The following is a 24,571-nucleotide window of genomic DNA, read 5'->3' as shown; positions in this document are numbered from 1 at the left end:
AGGACGCGCCACGAGCGGGACGAAGCCCGCGCCGGCGCGCCGCACACAGAGGAGACATACATGGCAGAACGCGTCGTACTCGCGTACTCGGGAGGTCTGGACACCTCGGTCGCGATCAGCTGGATCGGCAAGGAGACCGGCAAAGAGGTTGTCGCGGTGGCCCTTGACCTCGGCCAGGGTGGCGAGGACATGGATGTGGTGCGTCAGCGCGCGCTGGACTGCGGCGCGGTCGAGGCCGTCGTCGTCGACGCCCGCGACGAGTTCGCCGACGAGTACTGCCTGCCGACGATCAGCTCCAACGCCCTCTACATGGACCGCTACCCGCTGGTCTCGGCGATCTCGCGCCCGCTGATCGCCAAACACCTCGTCACCGCCGCACGCGACCACGGTGGCACCGTCGTCGCCCACGGATGCACCGGCAAGGGCAACGACCAGGTGCGTTTCGAGGTGGGCTTCGCCTCCCTCGCACCCGACCTCCAGGTCCTCGCACCCGTCCGCGACTACGCCTGGACCCGGGAGAAGGCGATCAGCTTCGCCGAGGAGAACGACATCCCGATCAGCGTCACCAAGAAGTCGCCGTTCTCGATCGACCAGAACGTGTGGGGCCGTGCGGTGGAGACCGGCTTCCTCGAGGATCTGTGGAACGCGCCCACCAAGGACGTCTACGACTACACCGACGACCCGACCATCAACTGGAACTCGCCCGACGAGGTCATCATCACCTTCGAGAAGGGCCGGCCGACCGCCGTCGACGGCCGTCCGGTGAGTGTCCTCGAGGCCATCCAGGAACTGAACCGCCGGGCCGGGGCGCAAGGGGTCGGACGACTCGACGTCGTCGAGGACCGTCTGGTCGGCATCAAGAGCCGCGAGGTCTACGAGGCCCCCGGCGCGATGGTGCTGATCCGCGCCCACGAGGAGCTCGAACACGTCACGCTGGAGCGGGAACTGGGCCGGTACAAGCGGCGCACCGACCAGAAGTGGGCCGAGCTGGTGTACGACGGACTGTGGTTCTCGCCGCTGAGGCGGTCGCTGGACGCCTTCGTCGCCTCCACCCAGGAGCACGTGAGCGGCGACATCCGGCTCGTGTTGCACGGCGGACACATCGCGGTCACCGGTCGGCGCAGCGGGGAGTCGCTCTATGACTTCAACCTCGCCACCTACGACGAGGGCGACAGCTTCGACCAGTCCGCCGCACGCGGGTTCGTCGAACTGCACGGCCTGTCGTCGAAGATCGCCGCCAAGCGAGACCTCGACCGGTGAGCTCGCAGGGCACCAACGAGGGTTCGCTGTGGGGCGGCCGGTTCGCCGACGGACCCGCCGCCGCGATGGCCGCGCTGAGCAAATCCACCCATTTCGATTGGGCGCTGGCGCCATTCGACATCGAGGCGTCGATGGCGCACGCGCGCGTCCTGCATCGTGCGGGTTTGCTCACCGACGAGGAACTCGAGGCAATGCTCGTGGGCCTGTCGAGGCTGGCATCCGATGTCGCCGACGGCACCTTCGGGCCGGCCGAGAGTGACGAGGACGTGCACGGTGCGCTCGAACGCGGCCTGATCGAGCGGGTGGGCCCGGAACTCGGCGGGCGGTTGCGGGCCGGTCGATCGCGCAACGATCAGGTCGCCACGCTGTTTCGCATGTGGCTGCGTGCCGCCATGCGTCGGGTCGCCCTCGGCCTGCTCGAGGTCGTCGACGCACTCGCGGATCAGGCCGGCGCGCACCCGGACGCGGTGATGCCGGGCAAGACGCACCTGCAGGCCGCCCAGCCGGTCTTGTTGGCGCATCACCTGCTCGCCCATGCGCATCCGCTGCTCCGTGACGTCGACCGGCTGGCCGATGCGGACCGACGAACCGCGGTGTCGCCGTACGGTTCCGGCGCGCTGGCCGGGTCGTCGCTGGGACTGGATCCGGTGGCGATCGCCACGGACCTCGGGTTCGATCGTGCGGCCGAGAACTCCATCGACGCGACGTCGTCGCGGGATTTCGCCGCCGAAGGCGCTTTCGTGCTGGCGATGATCGGGGTGGATCTGTCCCGGTTGTCCGAGGAGATCATCCTGTGGAGCACGCCCGAATTCGGGTACGTGACCCTCGCCGACGCCTGGTCGACCGGCAGCTCGATCATGCCGCAGAAGAAGAACCCGGATGTCGCCGAACTCACCCGCGGCAAGTCGGGCCGCCTCATCGGCAATCTGACCGGTCTGCTCGCGACCCTCAAGGCCCAGCCGCTGGCCTACAACCGCGATCTCCAGGAGGACAAGGAGCCCGTCTTCGACTCGGTGGCCCAGCTCGACCTGCTGTTGCCGGCGATCACCGGGCTCATCGCCACCCTGGAGTTCCACACCGATCGGATGGCCGAGCTGGCCCCGGCGGGCTTCACGCTGGCCACCGATATCGCCGAATGGCTGGTGCGGCAGGGCATCCCGTTCCGGGTGGCGCATGAGGTGGCCGGTGCCAGTGTGCGGGCGGCGGAGAAACGCGGGGTCGGTCTGGCCGACCTCGACGACGCCACGCTCGCGTCGATCAGCCGGGACCTTCGGCCAGAGGTCCGCGAGGTGCTGACCGTCCGAGGGTCCATCGAGTCGCGCAACGCCCAAGGGGGCACGGCCTCGGTTCAGGTCAGCCGCCAGTTGGCGGATCTTCGTGCCGAGGTCCGCCGACGGCGCGCCGCGTGGTCGGAAGGCGGGGAGACGACGACCATCTGAGTACTCTTATGACGCCGCCCGCGGGGAGGTCGGTACAGTGACGTGCATCACGTGAACGACAACGGGAGGGAAGCGACGTCATGGTGGGATTGCCCACACTGCCCGACGTCGGCGCGGCGGTGGACCGGGTCCTCGCCACCGCACAGAACGGCCTCGAGGTACTGAGGTTCGGCGGCCTGGACACCGGAACCGAGCCTGCGCCGTTCAACGTGGTCGAGACGGCGAAGATGTTCCGGCTGCGGCGGTATTTCCCGGAGACCCCCAACACCGGGCCGCAGATCCTGCTCGTCCCACCGATGATGGTGTCGGCCAACGTGTATGACGTGACCGAGCACAACGGTGCGGTCTCCGTGCTGCATCGGGCGGGCATCACCCCGTTCGTGATCGACTTCGGGTCGCCCGACTCCGAAGAGGGCGGCATGGAGCGGACCCTCGCCGACCACATCGTCGCCGTGAGCCGCGCGATCGACGTGATCATCGAGGCCACCGGCAAAGACGTCCATCTCGCGGGGTACTCGCAAGGCGGCATGTTCGCGTATCAGACCGCGGCCTTTCGTCAGTCCAAGGGCATCGCGAGCGTGATCACCTTCGGCAGCCCGGTCGACGTCCTCGCGGCACTTCCGCTGGGGCTCCCGCCGGCGCTCGTGGTGCCGAGTGCCGAGCTTCTGGCCGACAAGGTGTTCAACCGACTGTGGGTCCCCGGCTGGATGGCGCGCGCCGGTTTCCAACTGGTCGATCCGGTGAAGACCGCGCGGAGTCGGATCGACTTCCTGCGCAAGCTGCACAACCGTGATGAGTTGCTGCCGCGGGAGGACCAGCGGCGCTTCATCGAGGCCGAGGGCTGGGTCGCCTGGTCGGGCCCGGCCGTCGCGGAACTCCTGCGGCAGTTCGTGGTGCACAACAGGATGATGTCGGGCGGCTTCGTCATCGACGGCGATCTGGTCTCTCTGACCGAGATCACTTGTCCAGTACTGGCTTTCGTTGGTGAAGCCGACGACATCGGACAGCCTCAGGCGGTGCGTGGAATTCAGCGGGCGGCCTCGGCGTCGGCCGTCTTCGAATCCCGGGTACCGGTCGGGCATTTCGGTCTGGTGGTGGGCAGCACGGCGGGAGCGCACACCTGGCCGACCACCTCGGAATGGGTGCTCTGGCAGGCCGGACTCGGGCCACGCCCACCTCTGGTCGAGGAGATGCGAGACGAACTCGATCCGCACGGCTCCGGAGTGAGCCTGTCGTCGCGGATCACCCACGGGATCGGCTCGCTCGCCGATGCCGGCGGCGGTGTCTCGCGCGAACTGCTGGAGATGGCCAACTCGCTGCAGCGCACCACCCGGGCCGTCGCACAGGAGTCGGTGCGGACCGTGCCGCGCCTGTTCCGCCTCGGGCAGATTCAGTCGGGTACCCGGATCTCGCTGGGCAAGCTGATGTCGGAGAACTGTAAGCGCGCGCCCGACCAGGAACTGTTCCTCTTCGAGAACCGCGTGCTCACACACTCGGACGTCAATACACGGATCGACAACGTTGTCGCGGGTCTCGTCGCCTGTGGTGTGCGGCCCGGTGAGCACATCGGTGTGGTGATGGACACCCGCCCGAGTGCGTTGGTCGTGGTGGCGGCACTGTCGCGGCTGGGTGCGGTCGCCGTCATGCTCGCCGCGGACGGCGACATGCGGGAGATGCTGCGGCTCTCCGACAGTTCGGTCGTGATCACCGATCCGGTCCATCTGACGGAGGCGACCGGCGTCTGCGACCGTGTCCTGGTCCTCGGCGGCGGCAGCGGTGGCTCGCGGTCGATCTCCGCGGCGGATGGCACGTCGGTGATCGACATGGAACAGATTGATCCCGCCGAGGTGCAGATGCCCACGTGGTATCGCCCGGATCCGGGTCTGGCGGGCGACCTCGCCTTCATCCTGTTCACCCGAAGTGCCGGACAGCTGGCTCCCTGGCCGGTGACCAACCATAGGTTTGCCCAGTCGGCCTTCGGCGCGGCGTCGGCGGCCGGCCTCACCGACCGCGACACGGTGTACTGCCTGCCGCCGCTGCATCACGCCTCCGGGCTGCTCACCACACTGGGCGCCACCGTGGTCGGCCGATCGCGCATCGCGTTGTCCAACGGGATCGACCCCGACACCTTCACCGCCGAGGTCAACCGCTACGGGATCACGGTGGTCTCCTACACCTGGACGATGATGCGCGAGGTCGTGCGTGCCGAGGGCTTCCGCATCAACCAGCACAATCCGATCCGGTTGTTCATGGGCTCGGGTATGCCGGTGGGGCTGTGGAATGACGTCATGGAGTGCTTCCCGCGAGCACGCGTGCTGGAATTCTTCGCCACCGCAGACGGTGCGGCGATCCTGGCCAATGTGTCGGCGAACAAGGTGGGGTCCATGGGGCGCCCACTGCCGGAGACGAATCCGTTGGAGGTGGCCGCCTACGACCTCGAGCGGGATCGGCTCGTGATCGACGATGACGGTTTCGTCCGCAAGGCCGCCGTGGGTGAGCCCGGGTTGCTCCTGGCACGGGCCCGACACCGCTTCGACACCTCGGCGACCGTGCTCCGCGACGTCTTCAACCGCCAGGACCGCTGGGAGGTGTCCGGACAGCTGTTCGTCCGCGACGTCGACGACGACCTCTGGTTTCTGGGGTCGGTGGCCAACATCGTCCGTACCTGCGACGGTCCGGTCTTCATTCCGCCCATCGAGGCGATCCTGTCGTCGATGGATGCTGTCGACCAGGCGGTTGCCTACGGAGTAGGAGAGCTCGGCCGCCAGGTAGCGGTGGCCGCCGTGACGCTGCGACCGGATCACCGAGCGGAGTCGTTGACGGTCACCCAGTTGCGCATCGCGCTCGGCGAATTTGCCGCCGAACAGCGCCCGCACCTGATCCACATCGTCGATGAGATCCCGCTGTCCGACGCCTACCGCCCGGTCGCCGCAGGGTTCGCCAACCGTGGACTCCCGCGACCGGGTTCGAAGGTGTGGTATCGCGACAGTGAGGGGCGTTACCGCAGGTACACCCGGTCCGCCGCGGCGACGATGGGGTGGTCGATGGAATCCGGGGCCGGCGGCAACGCGCCCGCCGCCGGCAGTCGCTGAAGGCTCCGCACCCGGACCACTAGAGTTGTGGCCGAACACGGCGAACGACGAGGGGACAGCGCGGACATGGCGACACGAGCCGAATCCATCGATCCGATCACCCGGGCGCGTCTGGTCTGCCCGCAGGATCACGGACCGTTGCTCGACGCCGGCGACGAGCTGTACAACCCGCGGTTGCGGGTCGCGTACCGGATCGATCCCGACGGCATCCCGGTCATGCTCGCCGACGAGGCACGGAAGGTCGACGACGACGAACATGCCGAGCTCACCGGTGAGACCCCCGACGCCCCGTGACGTTGTTCGAGTGACCTGATCCGGCTGGGCCGGCGTTGACCTGTGGGTAGGTGTTGGCACGGGTTTCGCAGGTGACAGGATCGAGGGGTGAGTACCGAGACGTCTGACCGGCCGACCACCGATATCCTCGCCGAACTCGAGTGGCGCGGGCTGATCGCGCAGTCGACCGACCTCGATCACCTGCGCGCCGAACTGTCCCGTGGTCCCATCACGCTGTACGCCGGCTTCGACCCGACGGCATCGAGCCTGCACGCCGGACACCTCGTCCCGCTGCTCACGTTGCGGCGGTTTCAGGAGGCGGGACATCGACCGATCGTGCTGGCCGGAGGCGCAACCGGACTCATCGGTGACCCCCGGGACGTGGGCGAACGGACGATGAATGCGCCCGACACCGTCGCCGAGTGGGCGGACCGGATCGGCGGTCAACTACGTCGGTTCGTCACCCTCGATGATTCCCCGACCGGTGCGCTGGTCGTCAACAACCTCGACTGGACCGGGCAGCTCAGCGCCGTCGAGTTCCTCCGTGACCTGGGTAAGCACTTCTCCGTCAACGTCATGCTGGCGCGCGACACCGTCAAGCGTCGGCTCGAGTCGGACGGTATGAGCTACGCGGAGTTCAGCTACCTGCTGCTTCAGTCAAACGACTTCGTGGAGCTGAATCGCCGGCACGGATGCGTACTGCAGGTGGGCGGGTCCGACCAATGGGGAAATATCGTGGGCGGAGTCGACCTCGCTCGACGCCTGGACTCCACATCGCTGCACGGCATGACGGTTCCGCTGGTCACCTCCTCGGACGGCAAGAAGTTCGGCAAGTCGACCGGGGGCGGGAGTCTCTGGCTCGATCCTGAGCTGACCAGCCCGTACGCCTGGTACCAGTACTTCGTCAACACCGCCGATGCCGACGTCGTGCGGTACCTCCGGTGGTTCACCTTCCTCGGTCGAGATGAGATCGACGAGCTCGCCCGGGCCACGGAGGAGACACCACACCTGCGACGGGCGCAGAAGCGACTCGCGGCGGAGATGACGACGCTGATCCACGGGGCCGCTCACACCGCGGCGGCCGAACTGGCAAGTCAAGCCCTGTTCGGCCGTGCCGAGTTGACCGACCTCGACGAGGGGACGCTCGCCGCCGCAGTCGGGGAGACGACCATCGCCGACTACGCCGGGACGACCCCGACCCTGGTGGAGTTGCTCGTCGACACCGGATTGTCCGAGAGCAACAAGGCCGCTCGACGAGCGATCGGTGAAGGTGGCGCGTACGTGAACAATGAGAAGATCAACGACGCCGAGTGGCGGCCGACGACGGCTGACCTGCTCCATGGGCGCTGGCTGGTGATCCGGCGCGGCAAGAAGTCCTTCGCGGGAGCGCGCGTAACGCTCTGAACAGGCGATTTGACGCGTTGTTCTCGCCTGTGTAACTTAGCTGACGCACCGCAGAGAGCAACTTCCCGAGGCCGACAGGAACCGGGAAGAAGCCAGGTGTCCGAAGGCGAGAGCCGAACGGATTCCCCAGCGGAACCGGTCGCGAGATCGAGAGGCAACCACAGGTTGCGGATCGAAATTCAGTCCGGTAGCCTAGAAGAGTTGCCTCGGGGACGAGAGCAACGCTTCTGGACAGACAGCTCACAGATGAACGCCTCTTGATTGAGGAAGTATCGGTGGGTGTGTGTTCTTTGAGAACTCGATAGTGTATTGGTTGTTTGTTTGATGCCATATTTTTTGTGGCATTGAGTTTTGTGGGCATCTGCCACTCCTCGTGTGGTGGGTGTCCGTAGAGTTTTTTGCCAGTTTTTTGGATTGTTTTTGTCAGGTTTTTCTTTCCTGATTGTGTTGAAACGTGGCTGATGTTTGTGTCGGCTGTTTCGATAGGTTTTCATGGAGAGTTTGATCCTGGCTCAGGACGAACGCTGGCGGCGTGCTTAACACATGCAAGTCGAACGGAAAGGCCCAGCTTGCTGGGTACTCGAGTGGCGAACGGGTGAGTAACACGTGGGTGATCTGCCCCTGACTTTGGGATAAGCCTGGGAAACTGGGTCTAATACCGGATAGGACCCCTGGTTGCATGACTGGGGGTGGAAAGCTTTTGCGGTTGGGGATGGGCCCGCGGCCTATCAGCTTGTTGGTGGGGTAATGGCCTACCAAGGCGACGACGGGTAGCCGACCTGAGAGGGTGATCGGCCACACTGGGACTGAGACACGGCCCAGACTCCTACGGGAGGCAGCAGTGGGGAATATTGCACAATGGGCGCAAGCCTGATGCAGCGACGCCGCGTGAGGGATGACGGCCTTCGGGTTGTAAACCTCTTTCACCAGGGACGAAGCTTTTGTGACGGTACCTGGAGAAGAAGCACCGGCCAACTACGTGCCAGCAGCCGCGGTAATACGTAGGGTGCGAGCGTTGTCCGGAATTACTGGGCGTAAAGAGCTCGTAGGCGGTTTGTCGCGTCGTCTGTGAAATTCTGCAGCTTAACTGCAGGCGTGCAGGCGATACGGGCAGACTTGAGTACTACAGGGGAGACTGGAATTCCTGGTGTAGCGGTGAAATGCGCAGATATCAGGAGGAACACCGGTGGCGAAGGCGGGTCTCTGGGTAGTAACTGACGCTGAGGAGCGAAAGCGTGGGTAGCGAACAGGATTAGATACCCTGGTAGTCCACGCCGTAAACGGTGGGTACTAGGTGTGGGGCTCATTTCACGAGTTCCGTGCCGTAGCTAACGCATTAAGTACCCCGCCTGGGGAGTACGGCCGCAAGGCTAAAACTCAAAGGAATTGACGGGGGCCCGCACAAGCGGCGGAGCATGTGGATTAATTCGATGCAACGCGAAGAACCTTACCTGGGTTTGACATACACCAGACGCGGCTAGAGATAGTCGTTCCCTTGTGGTTGGTGTACAGGTGGTGCATGGCTGTCGTCAGCTCGTGTCGTGAGATGTTGGGTTAAGTCCCGCAACGAGCGCAACCCTTGTCCTGTATTGCCAGCGGGTTATGCCGGGGACTTGCAGGAGACTGCCGGGGTCAACTCGGAGGAAGGTGGGGATGACGTCAAGTCATCATGCCCCTTATGTCCAGGGCTTCACACATGCTACAATGGCCGGTACAGAGGGCTGCGATACCGTGAGGTGGAGCGAATCCCTTAAAGCCGGTCTCAGTTCGGATCGGGGTCTGCAACTCGACCCCGTGAAGTCGGAGTCGCTAGTAATCGCAGATCAGCAACGCTGCGGTGAATACGTTCCCGGGCCTTGTACACACCGCCCGTCACGTCATGAAAGTCGGTAACACCCGAAGCCGGTGGCCTAACCCCTCGTGGGAGGGAGCCGTCGAAGGTGGGATCGGCGATTGGGACGAAGTCGTAACAAGGTAGCCGTACCGGAAGGTGCGGCTGGATCACCTCCTTTCTAAGGAGCAACGTATGGGGGCGCTGCCCCCATAGGCCCCCGGTTGTGGCCGAGTGTGCTGCACGGGGAGCTCGAGGGTGAAACATCAGACTCATCGCTGTGGTGCCGGCTGTCGTGCTGGTATCGGGTGGTGTTCACGTTGGGTGACCGGCGTGATGTCATCAATGCACTATCGGGGTTCTGAGGGAACACACGTTTCTTCTGGGCCGGTCGTTGCGCTGCCGTGTTGATGCTTCCTGTGGTGGGGGGTGGAGTGGTGTGTGGGTGGCTGGTGTGTGTTGTTTGAGAAGTGCATAGTGGATGCGAGCATCTTTATTTTGCAATGCATGACGAATCATTTTTTGGTTTGTGTGTTTTGTTCGAGTTTTTGTTGTTTTTTCTACACTCGTGGGGGGTGTTGTTTGCCTGTGTGTCCCTTGTTGTGGGGGTGCATGGGGGCGGAGCCCCTGTGGGTGTAGGTGTTGTTGTAAGTGTTTTAGGGCGTTCGGTGGATGCCTTGGTACCAGGAGCCGATGAAGGACGTGGTAGGCCGCGATAGTCCTCGGGGAGTTGTCAAACGAGCTGTGATCCGAGGGTGTCCGAATGGGGAAACCCAGCACGAGTGATGTCGTGTTACCACCCAGTGAATGTATAGCTGGTGTGGGGGGAACGTGGGGAAGTGAAACATCTCAGTACCCATAGGAAGAGAAAACAATTGTGATTCCGTGAGTAGTGGCGAGCGAAAGCGGAGGAGGCTAAACCATGCGCATGTGTGACCGGGTAGGGGTTGTGTGTGTGGGGTTGTGGGGTTCATCTTCCCGGATCTACCTGTCTGGGCGTGAGTGATAAAACCAGAGGTTAGGTGAAGTGGCCTGGAATGGTCTGCCGTAGTCGGTGAGAGTCCGGTAGCTGAAAGCCTGTGGTCTTGCGTGATGTTCTCCCAAGTAGCAGCGGGCTCGTGGAATCTGCTGTGAATCTGCCGGGACCACCCGGTAAGCCTGAATACTTCCTGGTGACCGATAGCGGACGAGTACCGTGAGGGAAAGGTGAAAAGTACCCCGGGAGGGGAGTGAAATAGTACCTGAAACCGGACGCTTACAATCCGTCAAAGCCTGTGCACCCTTTGGTGGGTGGTGGGTGATGGCGTGCCTTTTGAAGAATGAGCCTGCGAGTTAGTGCTCGGTGGCGAGGTTAACCCGTGTGGGGTAGCCGTAGCGAAAGCGAGTCTGAATAGGGCGTGGAGTCGCCGGGTCTAGACCCGAAGCGGAGTGATCTACCCATGGCCAGGGTGAAGCGTCGGTAAGACGTCGTGGAGGCCCGAACCCACTTCAGTTGAAAATGGAGGGGATGAGTTGTGGGTAGGGGTGAAAGGCCAATCAAACTCCGTGATAGCTGGTTCTCCCCGAAATGCATTTAGGTGCAGCGTGGTGTGTTTCTTACTGGAGGTAGAGCTACTGGATGGCCGATGGGCCCTACTAGGTTACTGACGTCAGCCAAACTCCGAATGCCGGTAAGTGAGAGCACTGCAGTGAGACTGCGGGCGATAAGGTTCGTAGTCGAGAGGGAAACAGCCCAGATCGCCGGCTAAGGCCCCTAAGCGTGTACTAAGTGGAAAAGGATGTGGGGTCGCGAAGACAACCAGGAGGTTGGCTTAGAAGCAGCCACCCTTGAAAGAGTGCGTAATAGCTCACTGGTCAAGTGATCCTGCGCCGACAATGTAGCGGGGCTCAAGTACACCGCCGAAGCCGCGGCACTCCACCATGACATCCACAGTCGTCTACGGATGGCTGTGTAGTGGGTGGGGTGGGTAGGGGAGCGTCCTGCATCCGTGGAAGCGCCCGTGTGAACGAGGTGTGGAGGGTGTGGGAGTGAGAATGCAGGCATGAGTAGCGAAAGCAGAGTGAGAAACTCTGCCGCCGGATGACCAAGGGTTCCTGGGCCAGGCTATTCCGCCCAGGGTGAGTCGGGACCTAAGGCGAGGCCGACAGGCGTAGTCGATGGACAACGGGTTGATATTCCCGTACCCGTGTATCCGCGTCCATGCTGAATCAACTGTACTAACCATCCAAAACCAGATGGATCACCTTCGGGTGACCGGATGGGGCTGCATGGGACCTTGGTTGGTAGTAGGCAAGCGATGGGGTGACGCAGGAAGGTAGTGGGGCCAGTCAGTGGTTGTACTGGTGTAAGCCTGTAGGACGAACGGTAGGCAAATCCGCCGTTCATGTGTCTGAGAGGTGATGCGTAGCCGTTGCGGTGAATTCCATGATCCTATGCTGCCGAGAAAAGCCTCTAGTGAGTTGGTACACGGCCCGTACCCCAAACCAACACAGGTGGTCAGGTAGAGAATACTAAGGCGATCGAGAGAACTGTGGTTAAGGAACTCGGCAAAATGCCCCCGTAACTTCGGGAGAAGGGGGACCCATCCCGGTGACCGCCCTCGCGGTGTGAGCTGGTGTGGGTCGCAGAGACCAGAGAGAAGCGACTGTTTACTAAAAACACAGGTCCGTGCGAAGTCGTAAGACGATGTATACGGACTGACGCCTGCCCGGTGCTGGAAGGTTAAGAGGACCGGTTAATCCACTTTTGGTGGGTGAAGCTGAGAATTTAAGCCCCAGTAAACGGCGGTGGTAACTATAACCATCCTAAGGTAGCGAAATTCCTTGTCGGGTAAGTTCCGACCTGCACGAATGGCGTAACGACTTCTCTGCTGTCTCAACCACAGACTCGGCGAAATTGCAGTACGAGTAAAGATGCTCGTTACGCGCGGCAGGACGAAAAGACCCCGGGACCTTCACTATAGCTTGGTATTGGTGTTCGGTTCGGTTTGTGTAGGATAGGTGGGAGACTGTGAAGTGGGCACGCCAGTGTTCATGGAGTCGTTGTTGAAATACCACTCTGATCGTATTGGACTTCTAACCTCGGACCCTGATCGGGTTCAGGGACAGTGCCTGGTGGGTAGTTTAACTGGGGCGGTTGCCTCCCAAAATGTAACGGAGGCGCCCAAAGGTTCCCTCAGCCTGGTTGGCAATCAGGTGTTGAGTGTAAGTGCACAAGGGAGCTTGACTGTGAGACGTACATGTCGAGCAGGGACGAAAGTCGGGACTAGTGATCCGGCACCAACGTGTGGAAGTGGTGTCGCTCAACGGATAAAAGGTACCCCGGGGATAACAGGCTGATCTTCCCCAAGAGTCCATATCGACGGGATGGTTTGGCACCTCGATGTCGGCTCGTCGCATCCTGGGGCTGGAGTAGGTCCCAAGGGTTGGGCTGTTCGCCCATTAAAGCGGCACGCGAGCTGGGTTTAGAACGTCGTGAGACAGTTCGGTCTCTATCCGCCGCGCGCGTCTAGAAACTTGAGGAAACCTGTCCCTAGTACGAGAGGACCGGGACGGACGAACCTCTGGTGTGCCAGTTGTCCTACCAAGGGCACTGCTGGTTAGCTACGTTCGGAAGGGATAACCGCTGAAAGCATCTAAGCGGGAAGCCTGTTCCAAGATGAGGTTTCTCACCACCTTCGAGTGGTTAAGGCCCCCTACAGACCATGGGGTTGATAGGCCAGAACTGTACGCCTAGTAATAGGTTCAGGTGACTGGTACTAATCGGCCGAGGACTTACCAACAACACTCAACACCAAAAACAGTGTTAAATAGAGCTCTGCTCGCATCCACTATGCACCTTCTGAAACAACACACATGGGGGCTTCGCCCCCATGAACCCCCGACAGTGGTCGGGAGTTCGCGTGGACAAACAGACAACGGACTGATCAAACCCGGCAACGGTTTTGGGGGTCCACGGGGGCGTGCCCCCGTGTGTTGTTTCACAATGTTTCGGCGGCCATAGCGGAGGGGAAACGCCCGGTCCCATTCCGAACCCGGAAGCTAAGCCCTCCAGCGCCAATGGTACTGCACCCTAACCAGTGTGGGAGAGTAGGACACCGCCGAACACAACTTAACCAACGGCCCTGTATTCGATATCGATTCGAATGCAGGGCCGTTGGCGTTGTCGTGCTGGTTCCGTACGCTTTCTGTGGCGGGACCGGTCACCGATGGTCGGTTCCCCTTGACCGTCCACTACCAGGCTCCGAGGCATAGATTGGCTGCTATGAGTGACCGTGACCGTACCCCTCGCCGTGATGGCGGACAGCGTCGTGACGGCGGGCCCCGACGCGATGGCGATGCGCGTCGTGACGGGTCGTCGCGCCGAGAGTCGGGCCAGGGCAGGTACGCCGGCTCGGGGCGGCAGGGCTCATCACGCCGGGATGGCGCTCACCGTGGTGCGGGGCGTGCCGATAGAGCATCTCGGGGGACCGGTTCAGCGGGTCGGCCGGATGAGCCGGCATTGCCCGAGGACGTGGCCGCATCGGATCTGGACTCGGATGTACGTCGGGACCTGTTGACACTGGACAAGACCAACGCGGAGAACGTCGCCCGGCATCTGGTCATGGTGACCAGGGTGCTCGCCGACGATCCGGCCCTGGCGCTCGAACATGCTCGCGCTGCGCGCCGCCGGGCCGGTCGGGTCGGTCTGGTGCGCGAGACGCTGGGGATTGCCGCTTACAGTGCCGGTGAGTGGCAGGAAGCGGTGTCGGAGCTGCGTGCCGCCCGTCGGATCACCGGCAACCCGGGATTGCTGCCGCTGATCGCCGATGCCGAACGCGGGCTGGGCCGTCCGGTGCGCGCGGTCGAGATCGCCCGCAGCGACGACGGGCAGGCGCTGACCGGCGAGGACCGCACCGAGATGCGGATCGTGGAGAGCGGGGCGCGCATCGATCTCGGTGAGGCCGAGAAGGCCGTGGTCACCTTGCAGGCCGAAGACCTGACCCCTGGTCGTTCCGGAACGCCGGTTGCGCGCCTGTATTACGCTTACGCATCGGCCCTGCTTGCTGCCGATCGCGCCGACGACGCGGTCACCTGGTTCATGAATGCGGCGGCAGCCGATGTCGACGACGTGACAGACGCGGAGTTGCGCCTCGTGGAACTCGCCGAGGGCGACGTCACCGATCCGGCCACCGTGCCCACCGAGGAGGCCGGCGAGGCGGGGTCGACCGCCGCCGGGCAGAGCATTGCCGGGCCGGGTGACGGCGCCGTCAGCGAGACGGCCGAACCGGCGGAGACCTCGGCACCGGTCGTCGCCGCGGTCGGCGCACCGCCCACCCACGAACGGGCCTCCGCCGCGCAGCCGACTGAGGATGGCGAGACTCCGGTCGCGCGAGAATCGTTGCTGTCGCGCTACGATGCGCTGCTGCTCGATCTCGACGGCACCGTATACGCGGGCCATCGTGCGCTGCCCGGTGCGCGGGAGACGCTCGCGCGGATCGACACCGCGCGCTACTTCGTGACCAACAACGCGAGCCGTCGTCCGGCCGAGGTCGTCGAGCACCTCACCTCCCTGGGTTTCGAGGCGACCGCGGAGCAGGTCGTCACCAGCGCCCAGTCGGCGGCTCGGCTGCTGGCCGAGCATGTGAGTCCTGGGTCGCGTGCGTTGGTCATCGGTACCGACGGGCTGGCCCAAGAGGTCCGCGAAGTCGGGATCGCCGTCACCCGCAGTGCGGCCGACCGTCCGGCAGCTGTGATCCAGGGGCATTCGCCGGAGACCGGATGGGCTGAACTGTCCGAGGCGGCGTTGGCCATCCGCGCGGGTGCGCTGTGGATTGCCTGCAACACCGACGCCACGCTGCCATCGGAACGCGGCATGCTGGTCGGCAACGGGTCTATGGTGGCCGCGGTCGCCAACGCCACCGGCACACAGCCCTTGGTGGCGGGCAAGCCCGCGGCACCCCTGATGGCCGACGCCATCGCCCGTAGCCGCGCGTCGCGTCCGCTCGTCGTCGGCGACCGGCTCGACACCGACATCGAAGGTGCGCACTCGGTGGGCTTGGACAGTGTGCTCGTCCTCACCGGTGTCAGCTCGGCGATGGACCTGCTCAATGCCCCGCCCGAGCAACGTCCCACCTATGTGGTCGGTGACCTGACCGATCTCGCCGCCGCTGCGGACACCGTGCGTATCGACGCCCACGACGGTTGGGAGGTGGCAGTCGACGGGACGGTGGTCACCGTCGGGTCAACGGGATCGGGCGATCTGCAGAGCTTGCTGCCGGCCCTCGCGTCGGCGGTGTGGTCCGCTGCCGACCAGGGGTCGCTCGACATGTCGGAGTTGGCGGTGACCAGTGCGGACCCCGACGTGCAGGGTGTTCTGGAGTCGGTCGGCGTCACCGCTGTGCGCTAGCGTGGGTGTCGCCATGACCGATCCCCAACAGCACTCCACCGACCAGGCATCGACCCCGACGTCACGTCCGGTCCCGAACATGATGCCGCGCTCTGTCGGCGCCGCGGCGCCCGCGGCTGACAGCGTCGGTGACATGGATCCGTCGTCGGTGACCACCGGCGTCGGCGAGATACTCGAGCAGGTGGACGAGATCCGACGGGCGAGCGGCGACACCTTCGATCTGGCGGCGCTCGGGCGGCAGGCCGAACTCCTCGAACGCGCACACGAGGTGCTCACCACCGCGCTCGAGGACGTCGATCCTCGATGAGGCACTGATCCGTGGCCCCACGTGCGCGACTCGACGCCGAGCTCGTCCGTCGCGGTCTGGCGCGTTCCCGTGAGCACGCCAGAGCACAGATCGCCGACGGATTGGTGAAGGTGAACGGCGTCGTCGCCGCCAAGCCGGCGACGAATGTCGGCCGTGACACCCCGATCGTGGTGACCGAGACCGTCGGTGAGGACTGGGCGTCTCGCGGAGCCCACAAACTGCTGGGGGCCCTCGAGGCATTCGAACCGATGGGGTTGACGGTGAGCGGACGTCGTTGCCTCGATGCCGGCGCGTCCACCGGGGGATTCACCGACGTGCTGCTGCGGCGCGGCGCGGCCGGGGTCGTCGCCGTCGACGTCGGCTACGGACAGTTGATATGGCGCTTGCAGAACGATCCGCGGGTGACGGTGCACGACCGCACCAATGTGCGTCACCTCGGCCCGGACGATATCGGCGGCGAGGCCGACCTGATCGTCGCGGATCTCTCGTTCATCTCGCTCGCCCTGGTGTTGCCCGCGCTGGCCCGCTCGGTCCGGCCCGGTGGCGACCTGGTACCGATGGTCAAGCCACAGTTCGAGGTCGGCAAGGACCGAGTGGGGTCCGGTGGGGTGGTCCGGGACCCGCAGCAGCGAGTCGACGCGGTTCTCGGTGTGGCGCGCGCCGCCCGCGACCTCGGCCTGGAGACCCGCGGCGTGGTCGCCAGTCCACTGCCCGGACCGTCCGGGAATGTCGAATACTTTCTCTGGTTGCGTCGGGTCGGCCGTGGGCACCCCGGCGTTTCCCCGGAGATCGACCCACCGGCCACCGCCCGGCCCGGCGCCGACATGACGGCTGCCGATAGGGTCGGAGATCGAACAGACGTGACGCATGGCGCCGGTGACGCCGTCGTGCCCGCGCCCGACGCCCCTGCGTCCATCGACACCGCGTTGATCGAGATGATCGCCCGGGCCGTCGCAGACGGGCCGCGCTGACAGACGAAGGGACCACTGTGGCCAACGAGGAGGTCGCCGGCCGGGGGAAGCATCGGGAGTTCCTGGTGGTCGCCCACACCGGCCGTGAGGTCGTCACCCAGACCATGGACGCCATCGCGCGCCATTGCGCCGCAGCGGATGTGCGGCTGCGCGTGGTCGACTACGACACGAGGTCGCGCGACCACGCATCCGCCGACGAGCCGGAGCCGGCGGGCAATGGCCGTGAGCGGCCCGCCAGCCACCCGGTCGATCCCGAACATCTGCGCAACCTCGGTGCGGCGGTGCAGGTGACCACTCCCGAACCCGCGTCGGCCGAGGGCTGTGAGGTCGTGATCGTGCTGGGCGGCGACGGAACCTTCCTGCGGGCGGCGGAACTGGCCTATCCGGCGCATGTGCCGGTCCTCGGTATCAACCTGGGGCACATCGGTTTCCTCGCCGAGGCGGAGGCCAATCGCGTCGACGCCGTGATGCAACAGCTGATCGCGGGGGACTACCGGGTGGAACCGCGGATGACCCTCGACGTGGCGGTCATCGATCCGGCCCAACCCGACGCGCCCGTCGCGCGGACCTGGGCGCTGAACGAGGTCGCCATCCTCAACCGGACCAACAACGGTGTTCTCGAACTCGTCACCGAGGTCGACGGGCGTCCGGTGTCCGCGTTCGGCGCCGATGGGGTACTGGTCGCGACACCCACCGGTTCGACGGCATATGCCTTCTCGGCAGGCGGCCCGGTCATGTGGCCCGATCTCGAAGCCATCCTGGTGGTGCCGAGCAACGCCCACGCGCTCTTCGCCCGCCCGCTGGTGACCAGTCCGCGATCCCGCATCGCGGTCGAGATCGACAAACGCGGCCGAGCCGGGGTGGCCCTCTGCGATGGTCGCAGACGGATCGACGTCTCCGCGGGAGCCCGCGTGGAGGTGGTTCGCAGCGAGCGGTCGGTGTTATGGGTGCGCATCGATTCCGAACCGTTCACCGACAGACTGGTGACCAAATTCGATCTGCCCGTGACGGGCTGGCGGGGGAGGCAGACCTGACGTGTTGGAAGAACTGTCGATCGAGGGCCTCGGCGTCATCGAGCGGGCGTCGGCACAATTCCATCCCGGCTTCACCGCGCTGACCGGTGAGACAGGCGCCGGCAAGACCATGATCGTGACGAGCCTGCACCTGCTGTCGGGGGCTCGGGCGGATGCGTCCCGGGTGCGCTCAGGCGATGCGAAGGCCACCGTGGAGGGCCGATTCCGACTCGCAACGGCTACCGCCGACGACCCGATCGACCCGGTGGTCGGGGAGATCCTGGAGGCGGCGGGCGCCGATGTCGACGAGGACGGCTCGCTGATCGCCATCCGATCGGTCGGTGCCGACGGGCGTTCTCGGGCACACCTGGGCGGGCGGTCAGTGCCCGTCGGCGTGATGGGCCGATTGACCAATCAACTGCTCACCATTCACGGCCAGAACGATCAGCTCCGGCTGATGAAGCCCGAACACCAACGTGCGGCGCTCGACACGTTCGCCGGATCGGCGGTGAGCAGCGCGGCCGACACCTACCGGAATGCGCGTAACGAGTGGATCGGGATCCTCGACGATCTCGACGCGCGCCGCACCGATGAACGCGAACTCGCCCAGGAAGCCGATCGGCTTCGCTTCGGTGTCGACGAGATCGCCGCGGTGGACCCCCAGCCCGGCGAAGACGTCGAACTCGCCGCGACCATCCACCGGCTCACCGACCTGGAGAGCATCCGGACTGCGGGTGCCCAGTCGCACGCGATCGTGGCCGGGGACGAGGGGTCGGTCGTCGACGGCCTCGGTCAGGTGCGCAGCCTGCTCGAAGCCGCCGGAGACGAGTCGCTGCGCGGACTCCTGCCGCGGGTCGGTGAGGCGTTGACCGTGATCACCGACGTCGGAGAGGAATTGTCGTCGTTCCTGTCCGACCTGCCGGCCGACGCCGAGGAACTGGACAAGCTACTGACTCGGCAGGCCGACTTGAAGGCGCTGGTCCGGAAATATGCGCCGGATATCGACGGGGTGATCGCGTGGCGCGACGCCGCCGCTGCCCGGTTGGCCGAGATCGACGATCCCCAGCACTCCATAGAGGAGCTCGAAGCCGCGGCCGCGGCCGCGCGGGACAGGGTCACCGAGGCCGCCGCCAAACTCCGGCGTCGGCGTCGGACCGCGGCAAAGTCCATGTCCACCAAGGTCTCTGCCGAACTGGGCGGACTCGCGATGGGCGACGCCGCACTCGCGGTGGAGGTCGCCCTCGAGCCGGCCGCCGATACCGATCGGCTGGCGATCGAGATCGAGGGCACCCGAGCGCACGCCGGTACCGCTGGTGCCGACCGCGTCGAGTTCTCGTTGTTGGCACACAAGGGTGCGACGCCGCTGCCGATCGCGCGATCGGCATCCGGTGGCGAGCTCTCCCGCCTCATGCTCGCCATGGAGGTGGTACTGGCCGCTCCGACCAGCGGATCAGTGATGGTCTTCGACGAGGTCGACGCAGGGGTCGGCGGTCGGGCGGCGGTCGAGATCGGCCGCCGGCTGGCCCGTCTCGCCCGAGCACATCAGGTCATCGTGGTGACCCATCTGCCGCAGGTGGCCGCGTTCGCCGACAACCACCTGGTGATCGGGAAGAACGCGGCCAAGGGCCGCAACCGGCCGCACGCCAGCACCGTGCGCACCCTCGATCGCGACGAACGCGTCGCCGAACTGGCCCGTATGCTCGCCGGACTCGGCGATTCCGACACCGGTCGCGCACACGCCGAAGAGCTCTTGGCCACCGCGGAGACCGAACGTGCGAGCGCCGCGGCCGACTAGTCGAGAGACACCGGGCGCTGGTGTCGGTGTTGCTCGTGTGACAAAAGTTGCAGTTGTTGCGGCGCGCCTCCACGATTTCTCGATCCGCCGTGCCGATCATGGGCGTCATGAAGATGCCTGCACTGCTCGCCCGCACCACAACCGAACTGCCTGGCGTCACCGGTATCGCCAGGATCGACAAGAACACCCGTCGTCTGCTCGACCGCGTCGGGCCCGGCGACATCGCCATCCTCGACGAGATCGACCTCGACCGGGTGACCGCGGACGCGCTGGTGCAGGCGAACGTGGTGGCAGTTGTCAACGCATCTCCGTCGATCTCGGGCAGATACCCCAATCTCGGTCCGGAGGTACTCGTCGCCTCGGGCATCGTGTTGCTCGACAACGTCGGCGACGAGGTCTTCAAACGGGTCAAGGACGGCGCGAAGCTGCGCGTCGACAACAACCGGCTCTACGTCGGTGAGCGTCGGCTGGCGTTGGGTACCGAACTCGCCGAACACGACATCGCCGACATGATGATCGAGGCCAAGACCGGGCTGGTCGATCACCTGGAGGCCTTCTCCGGCAACACCATCGAGTTCATCCGCAGTGAGTCGCCGCTGCTGATCGACGGTGTCGGGGTACCGGAGGTGGACGTCAACCTGGCGGGGCGGCACGTGGTGGTGGTGGCCGACGGCCCCGATCGCGTCACCGACCTCAAGTCGCTGAAGCCGTTCATCAAGGAGTACTCGCCGGTGCTCGTGGGCGTGGGCGCCGGCGCCGACACGCTGATGAAGGCCGGCTACAAGCCGTCGCTGATCGTCGGCGATCCCGACGAGATGAAGACAGCGACCCTCAAATCCGGTGCGCAGCTGGTGCTCCCGGCCGACACCGACGGACACGCCCCCGGGCTCGCCCGAATTCAGGACCTGGGTGTGGGTGCGACGACGTTCCCCGCCGCCGGCGGCGCGGCCGATCTCGCCCTGCTGCTGACCGACTACCACGGCGCCGACCTGATTGTGACCGTCGGCTACGGCGGTAGCCTCGACGACTTCTTCGACCGCTCCCGCCGCGAGAGCAATCCGTCGACGTTCCTCACCCGGCTCAAGGTGGGCCCCAAACTGGTCGACGCCAAGGCGGTCGCCACCCTGTATCGCAGCCGCGTGTCCGGCGCGGCCATCGCATGCGTGGTCTTGGCCGCGCTGATCGCCGTGATCGCGGCGATCATGTTGTCCAACCTGGGACCGGAGATCATCGACTGGTCGGTCGCGCAGTACCACCAGGCCGTGGACTGGGCCCAGGGAGTGTGGAACAGGTAGTCGATGATCTCACTTCGACAGCACGCGATCTCCCTCGCCGCGGTCTTCCTCGCGCTGGCGCTCGGGCTGTTCCTCGGATCGGGATTCGTCGGCGACCGCGTCAACTCGCTGACCGGCGCGTCCCGCGACCGCATCGGCGACCTCGAGGCAGAACGCGATCATCTCAACGAACAACTCAACGCTGCCAACAGCTTCGACGCGGCGATCGCACCACGACTCATCGCCGGTGCGCTCGAGGGGCAATCGGTCCTCGTCGTGACCTCACCGAACGCCGCAGAGGCCGACGTCGACGCGGTGAAGGAGTCGTTGTCGACGGCCGGCGCGCGATTCGCCGGGCAGGTCGCCCTGACCGAAGATCTCGTCGCCGACCAGAATGCGGAACAACTGCGCACCATCGTCGACCAGACGATCCCGGCCGGCACCACCTTGCGTGCCGAACTGACCGACTCCGGTGGCCGCGTCGGTGACCTCCTCGGTGCGCTGCTGCTGCACCCCGAGGGACGTTCGGCCGCCGACGCCGCCGACATCCGGCTGGGACTACAGGCCCTGCGTGAAGGCGGGTTCATCGCGGCGGCAGACAACGCCGTGTCCGGTGCCGACCTCGTCGTGATGGTCACCGGTGATGCGCTCGGCGACGACGCGGGTGCACAGGGGCAGCTGATGGCCCGCGCAGCAGCCGCCATGGCCGCGCGCGGACAGGGTGGCGTGCTGGTGGGCCGTGCGGGATCGGCCGAAGGCGGATCGCCGATCGCGGTCGTGCGCTCCGATCCCGCGTTGGGCAACGCCGTCTCGACGGTGGACAACGTCGAGCAACAGACCGGGTTGATCACGACGATCTTGGCGTTGGCGCAGGAGGCGCGCGGACAGACCGCCGCCTACGGCACCGGAGCCGGTGCCCAGGCGATCACCGTCGGGGCCGAACCGGGCCCGGCCGCCGGACAGTAGGTCGGCGACGGGCCGGTGTCGTGGCGGTCGAACGGCTCGTGAGGTGTTACCCTGGAGTCCCGTAGGTAATCAGGGTTTTCTGGCCTGGATCGGCCGACGGGAGACGCATTTTGCGACCACTGCGCCACATGCACGATGGCACCAAACACATCTTCGTGACCGGCGGTGTCGCGTCGTCCTTGGGTAAGGGACTGACCGCATCGAGTCTCGGACAACTGCTCACCGCACGCGGCCTCCGGGTCACGATGCAGAAACTCGACCCGTATCTGAACGTGGATCCGGGCACCATGAACCCGTTCCAGCACGGCGAGGTCTTCGTCACCGAAGACGGCGCCGAGACCGACCTCGACGTCGGACACTACGAACGCTTCCTGGATCGCAATCTCTCCCAGTCGGCGAATGTCACGACCGGGCAGGTCTATTCGACCGTCATCGCCAAGGAGCGCCGAGGTGAATACCTCGGTGAGACCGTCCAGGTGATCCCGCACATCACCGACGAACTCAAGTCCCGGGTGCTCGCGATGCAGGAACCCGGCGCCGACGGCGAGGCACCCGACGTGGTGATCACCGAGATCGGTGGCACCGTGGGCGACATCGAGTCGCAGCCGTTCATCGAGGCGGCCCGCCAGATCCGCCACGACGTCGGCCGCGACAACGTGTTCTTCCTGCACGTCTCGCTGGTCCCGTATCTCGCGCCGTCGGGCGAACTCAAGACCAAGCCCACCCAGCACTCGGTGGCCGCGCTGCGCAACGTCGGTATCCAGCCCGATGCGCTGATCCTGCGCTGCGATCGGGAGGTCCCGGAAGGCCTCAAGAAGAAGATCGCCCTGATGTGCGACGTGGATATCGAGGGCGTGATCTCGACCCCGGACGCTCCGTCGATCTACGACATCCCGAAGGTGCTGCACCGCGAACAACTCGACGCATACGTGGTCCGCAAGCTGGGCCTGCCGTTCCGCGACGTCGATTGGACCGAATGGGGCGAGTTGCTGCGCCGGGTGCACGACCCGCGGGAGACCGTGACAGTGGCCCTGGTCGGCAAGTACGTCGACCTGCCCGACGCCTACCTGTCGGTCACCGAGGCAATCCGGGCCGGCGGGTTCGCGTGGAAGGCGCGGACCGAGATCAAGTGGGTGCCGTCCGACGACTGCGCCACCCCGGAAGGTGCGCAGGCCGCGCTCGGCGATGCGCACGCCGTACTGATCCCCGGCGGCTTCGGCATCCGCGGCATCGAGGGCAAGGTGGGCGCCATCGCCTATGCCCGCAAACGCAAGATCCCGTTGCTGGGCCTGTGCCTGGGACTGCAATGCGTAGTGATCGAGGCCGCGCGCAGCGCCGGACTCGACGGTGCCAGCTCCGCCGAATTCGATCCGGACACGCCGTACCCGGTGATCTCGACGATGGCCGACCAGACCGAGGCGGTCGCCGGTGAGGCCGATCTCGGTGGCACCATGCGTCTCGGCGCGTATCCGGCACACCTCGAGCGGGGCAGTGTGGTGGCCAGGTCTTACGGCACCACCGAGGTCTCCGAACGCCATCGCCATCGCTACGAGGTCAACAACGCCTACCGCGACAAGATCGCCGCGTCGGGTCTGGTGTTCTCCGGCACGTCGCCGGATGGTCATCTCGTCGAATTCGTCGAGTACCCGAGGTCGGTGCACCCGTTCCTGGTGGCCACCCAGGCCCATCCGGAACTCAAGAGCCGACCCACCCGACCCCACCCGCTGTTCCGCTCCTTCATCGAGGCGGCGCTGAAGTACAAGGCCGAGGAGCGTCTACCCGTCGATCTCGGTGACTACGACGGGGAATCACCGGACGACGACTCCGCGGCGGCCGAGGCGTCGGACACCGATCTCGCCGGCACGGACGGGATCGGCGACCGGGAACCCAGCGCTTGAACGGCCCGGCCCCGGCCGACGGCGGTGACAACGCCGGCGGCCACGACTTCGTCGTACGGGACACCCGCACCGTCTACGACGGCGCGATCGTGACGCTGCGCGTCGACGATGTGGAGATGCCGGGCGGGCGGATCGCCGAGCGTGAGGTGGTCGAGCACTACGGTGCGGTCGCGGTGGTCGCCCGCGACGAGCAGGGCCGCATCGCGATGGTGCACCAATACCGGCATCCGCTCGGCCGACGACTGCTGGAGTTGCCGGCCGGCCTGCTCGACGCCGGACCCGACGAGAAGCCGCTGCAGGCGGCCCGGCGCGAACTCGCCGAGGAAGTCGACCTGGCCGCCGATCGCTGGCAGGTGCTGGTCGATCTGGCGCTGTCCCCGGGATTCACCGACGAGGCACTGCGGCTGTACCTCGCGGAGGGATTGCATGTACTCGATTCCGCCGAGCGCCACGACGAGGAAGCCGACATGGCCGTGGAATGGGTCGCGCTCGAGGACGCGGTGAACCGCGTCCTGAGCGGCGAGATCGTCAACGCGACCAGTGCGGCCGGCATTCTCGCGGTCGCGGCTGCCGATGCGCGCGGCACCACCCTGCGGCAGGTGACCGCGCCGTGGCCCGACGAACCCTCGGCGCTGCGCAACCGCCGACCAACACGGTGAA

Annotated in this window: 14 protein-coding genes and 3 rRNA genes; all 17 read left to right on the top strand. The window is 65.4% G+C overall.

Annotation, left to right across the window (positions count from 1 at the left end; all coding sequences use genetic code 11):
- Positions 1-60 precede the first annotated feature (60 nt).
- The 17 genes from NWF22_RS23745 (at position 61) to NWF22_RS23665 (ending at position 24,570) form a co-directional block, all read left to right on the top strand.
- Entirely contained in the window at positions 61-1,260 is a 1,200-nt protein-coding gene (locus NWF22_RS23745) for an argininosuccinate synthase (protein WP_160901308.1), read from the top strand.
- Positions 1,257-2,699 (top strand): argininosuccinate lyase, encoded by a 1,443-nt coding sequence (argH, locus tag NWF22_RS23740; RefSeq protein WP_160901309.1) that lies wholly within the window; start codon positions 1,257-1,259, stop codon positions 2,697-2,699. The genes NWF22_RS23745 and argH overlap by 4 nt, the downstream gene beginning before the upstream one ends.
- Positions 2,700-2,779: 80 nt before the next feature.
- On the top strand, positions 2,780-5,791 hold the full coding sequence (locus NWF22_RS23735) for an AMP-binding protein (protein ID WP_160901310.1): 3,012 nt from the start codon (positions 2,780-2,782) through the stop codon (positions 5,789-5,791).
- 66 nt (positions 5,792-5,857) lie between these two features.
- Positions 5,858-6,085, top strand: a complete 228-nt coding sequence (locus tag NWF22_RS23730) for a Trm112 family protein (RefSeq protein WP_160901311.1) — start codon at positions 5,858-5,860, stop codon at positions 6,083-6,085.
- 87 nt (positions 6,086-6,172) lie between these two features.
- Positions 6,173-7,468 carry a tyrosine--tRNA ligase gene (gene tyrS / locus NWF22_RS23725; RefSeq protein ID WP_160901312.1) on the top strand — a complete coding sequence of 432 codons (1,296 nt, stop codon included), beginning with the start codon at positions 6,173-6,175 and terminating at the stop codon, positions 7,466-7,468.
- Between the two features lie 489 nt (positions 7,469-7,957).
- Positions 7,958-9,480, top strand: a 16S ribosomal RNA gene (locus tag NWF22_RS23720).
- A gap of 464 nt (positions 9,481-9,944) precedes the next feature.
- Positions 9,945-13,081: ribosomal RNA gene (locus NWF22_RS23715) — 23S ribosomal RNA — on the top strand.
- A gap of 207 nt (positions 13,082-13,288) precedes the next feature.
- Positions 13,289-13,405, top strand: a 5S ribosomal RNA gene (gene rrf, locus NWF22_RS23710).
- Together the 16S, 23S and 5S rRNA genes form the textbook arrangement of a ribosomal RNA operon.
- A 158-nt stretch (positions 13,406-13,563) precedes the next feature.
- Complete coding sequence (locus NWF22_RS23705; RefSeq protein ID WP_233752038.1) at positions 13,564-15,687, top strand: HAD-IIA family hydrolase; 2,124 nt, start codon at positions 13,564-13,566, stop codon at positions 15,685-15,687.
- 13 nt (positions 15,688-15,700) lie between these two features.
- The gene (locus NWF22_RS23700) at positions 15,701-15,994 is read left to right on the top strand and encodes a hypothetical protein (protein ID WP_233752039.1); all 294 of its coding nucleotides are present in this window, start codon (positions 15,701-15,703) and stop codon (positions 15,992-15,994) included.
- A gap of 11 nt (positions 15,995-16,005) precedes the next feature.
- A complete protein-coding gene (locus NWF22_RS23695; protein WP_160904210.1) occupies positions 16,006-16,965 on the top strand; it encodes a TlyA family RNA methyltransferase in 960 nt (319 codons plus the stop codon).
- A 17-nt stretch (positions 16,966-16,982) separates the two neighbouring features.
- Positions 16,983-17,999 carry an NAD kinase gene (locus NWF22_RS23690; protein WP_160904211.1) on the top strand — a complete coding sequence of 339 codons (1,017 nt, stop codon included), beginning with the start codon at positions 16,983-16,985 and terminating at the stop codon, positions 17,997-17,999.
- A 1-nt stretch (position 18,000) separates the two neighbouring features.
- Positions 18,001-19,773 (top strand): DNA repair protein RecN, encoded by a 1,773-nt coding sequence (recN, locus tag NWF22_RS23685; RefSeq protein ID WP_160904212.1) that lies wholly within the window; start codon positions 18,001-18,003, stop codon positions 19,771-19,773.
- A 107-nt stretch (positions 19,774-19,880) separates the two neighbouring features.
- Positions 19,881-21,068 carry a putative cytokinetic ring protein SteA gene (gene steA, locus NWF22_RS23680; protein WP_160904213.1) on the top strand — a complete coding sequence of 396 codons (1,188 nt, stop codon included), beginning with the start codon at positions 19,881-19,883 and terminating at the stop codon, positions 21,066-21,068.
- Positions 21,069-21,071: 3 nt separating this feature from the next.
- Positions 21,072-22,013 (top strand): copper transporter, encoded by a 942-nt coding sequence (locus tag NWF22_RS23675; protein WP_160904214.1) that lies wholly within the window; start codon positions 21,072-21,074, stop codon positions 22,011-22,013.
- Between the two features lie 128 nt (positions 22,014-22,141).
- The gene (pyrG, locus tag NWF22_RS23670) at positions 22,142-23,911 is read left to right on the top strand and encodes a CTP synthase (RefSeq protein ID WP_233752040.1); all 1,770 of its coding nucleotides are present in this window, start codon (positions 22,142-22,144) and stop codon (positions 23,909-23,911) included.
- Positions 23,908-24,570 carry an NUDIX domain-containing protein gene (locus NWF22_RS23665; RefSeq protein WP_233752041.1) on the top strand — a complete coding sequence of 221 codons (663 nt, stop codon included), beginning with the start codon at positions 23,908-23,910 and terminating at the stop codon, positions 24,568-24,570. Before pyrG ends, NWF22_RS23665 begins: the two co-directional genes overlap by 4 nt.
- Position 24,571: the final 1 nt, after the last annotated feature.

This window comes from Gordonia mangrovi (assembly GCF_024734075.1).
Lineage (GTDB): Bacteria > Actinomycetota > Actinomycetes > Mycobacteriales > Mycobacteriaceae > Gordonia > Gordonia mangrovi.
This window is presented reverse-complemented; position numbering and strand designations above follow the sequence as displayed.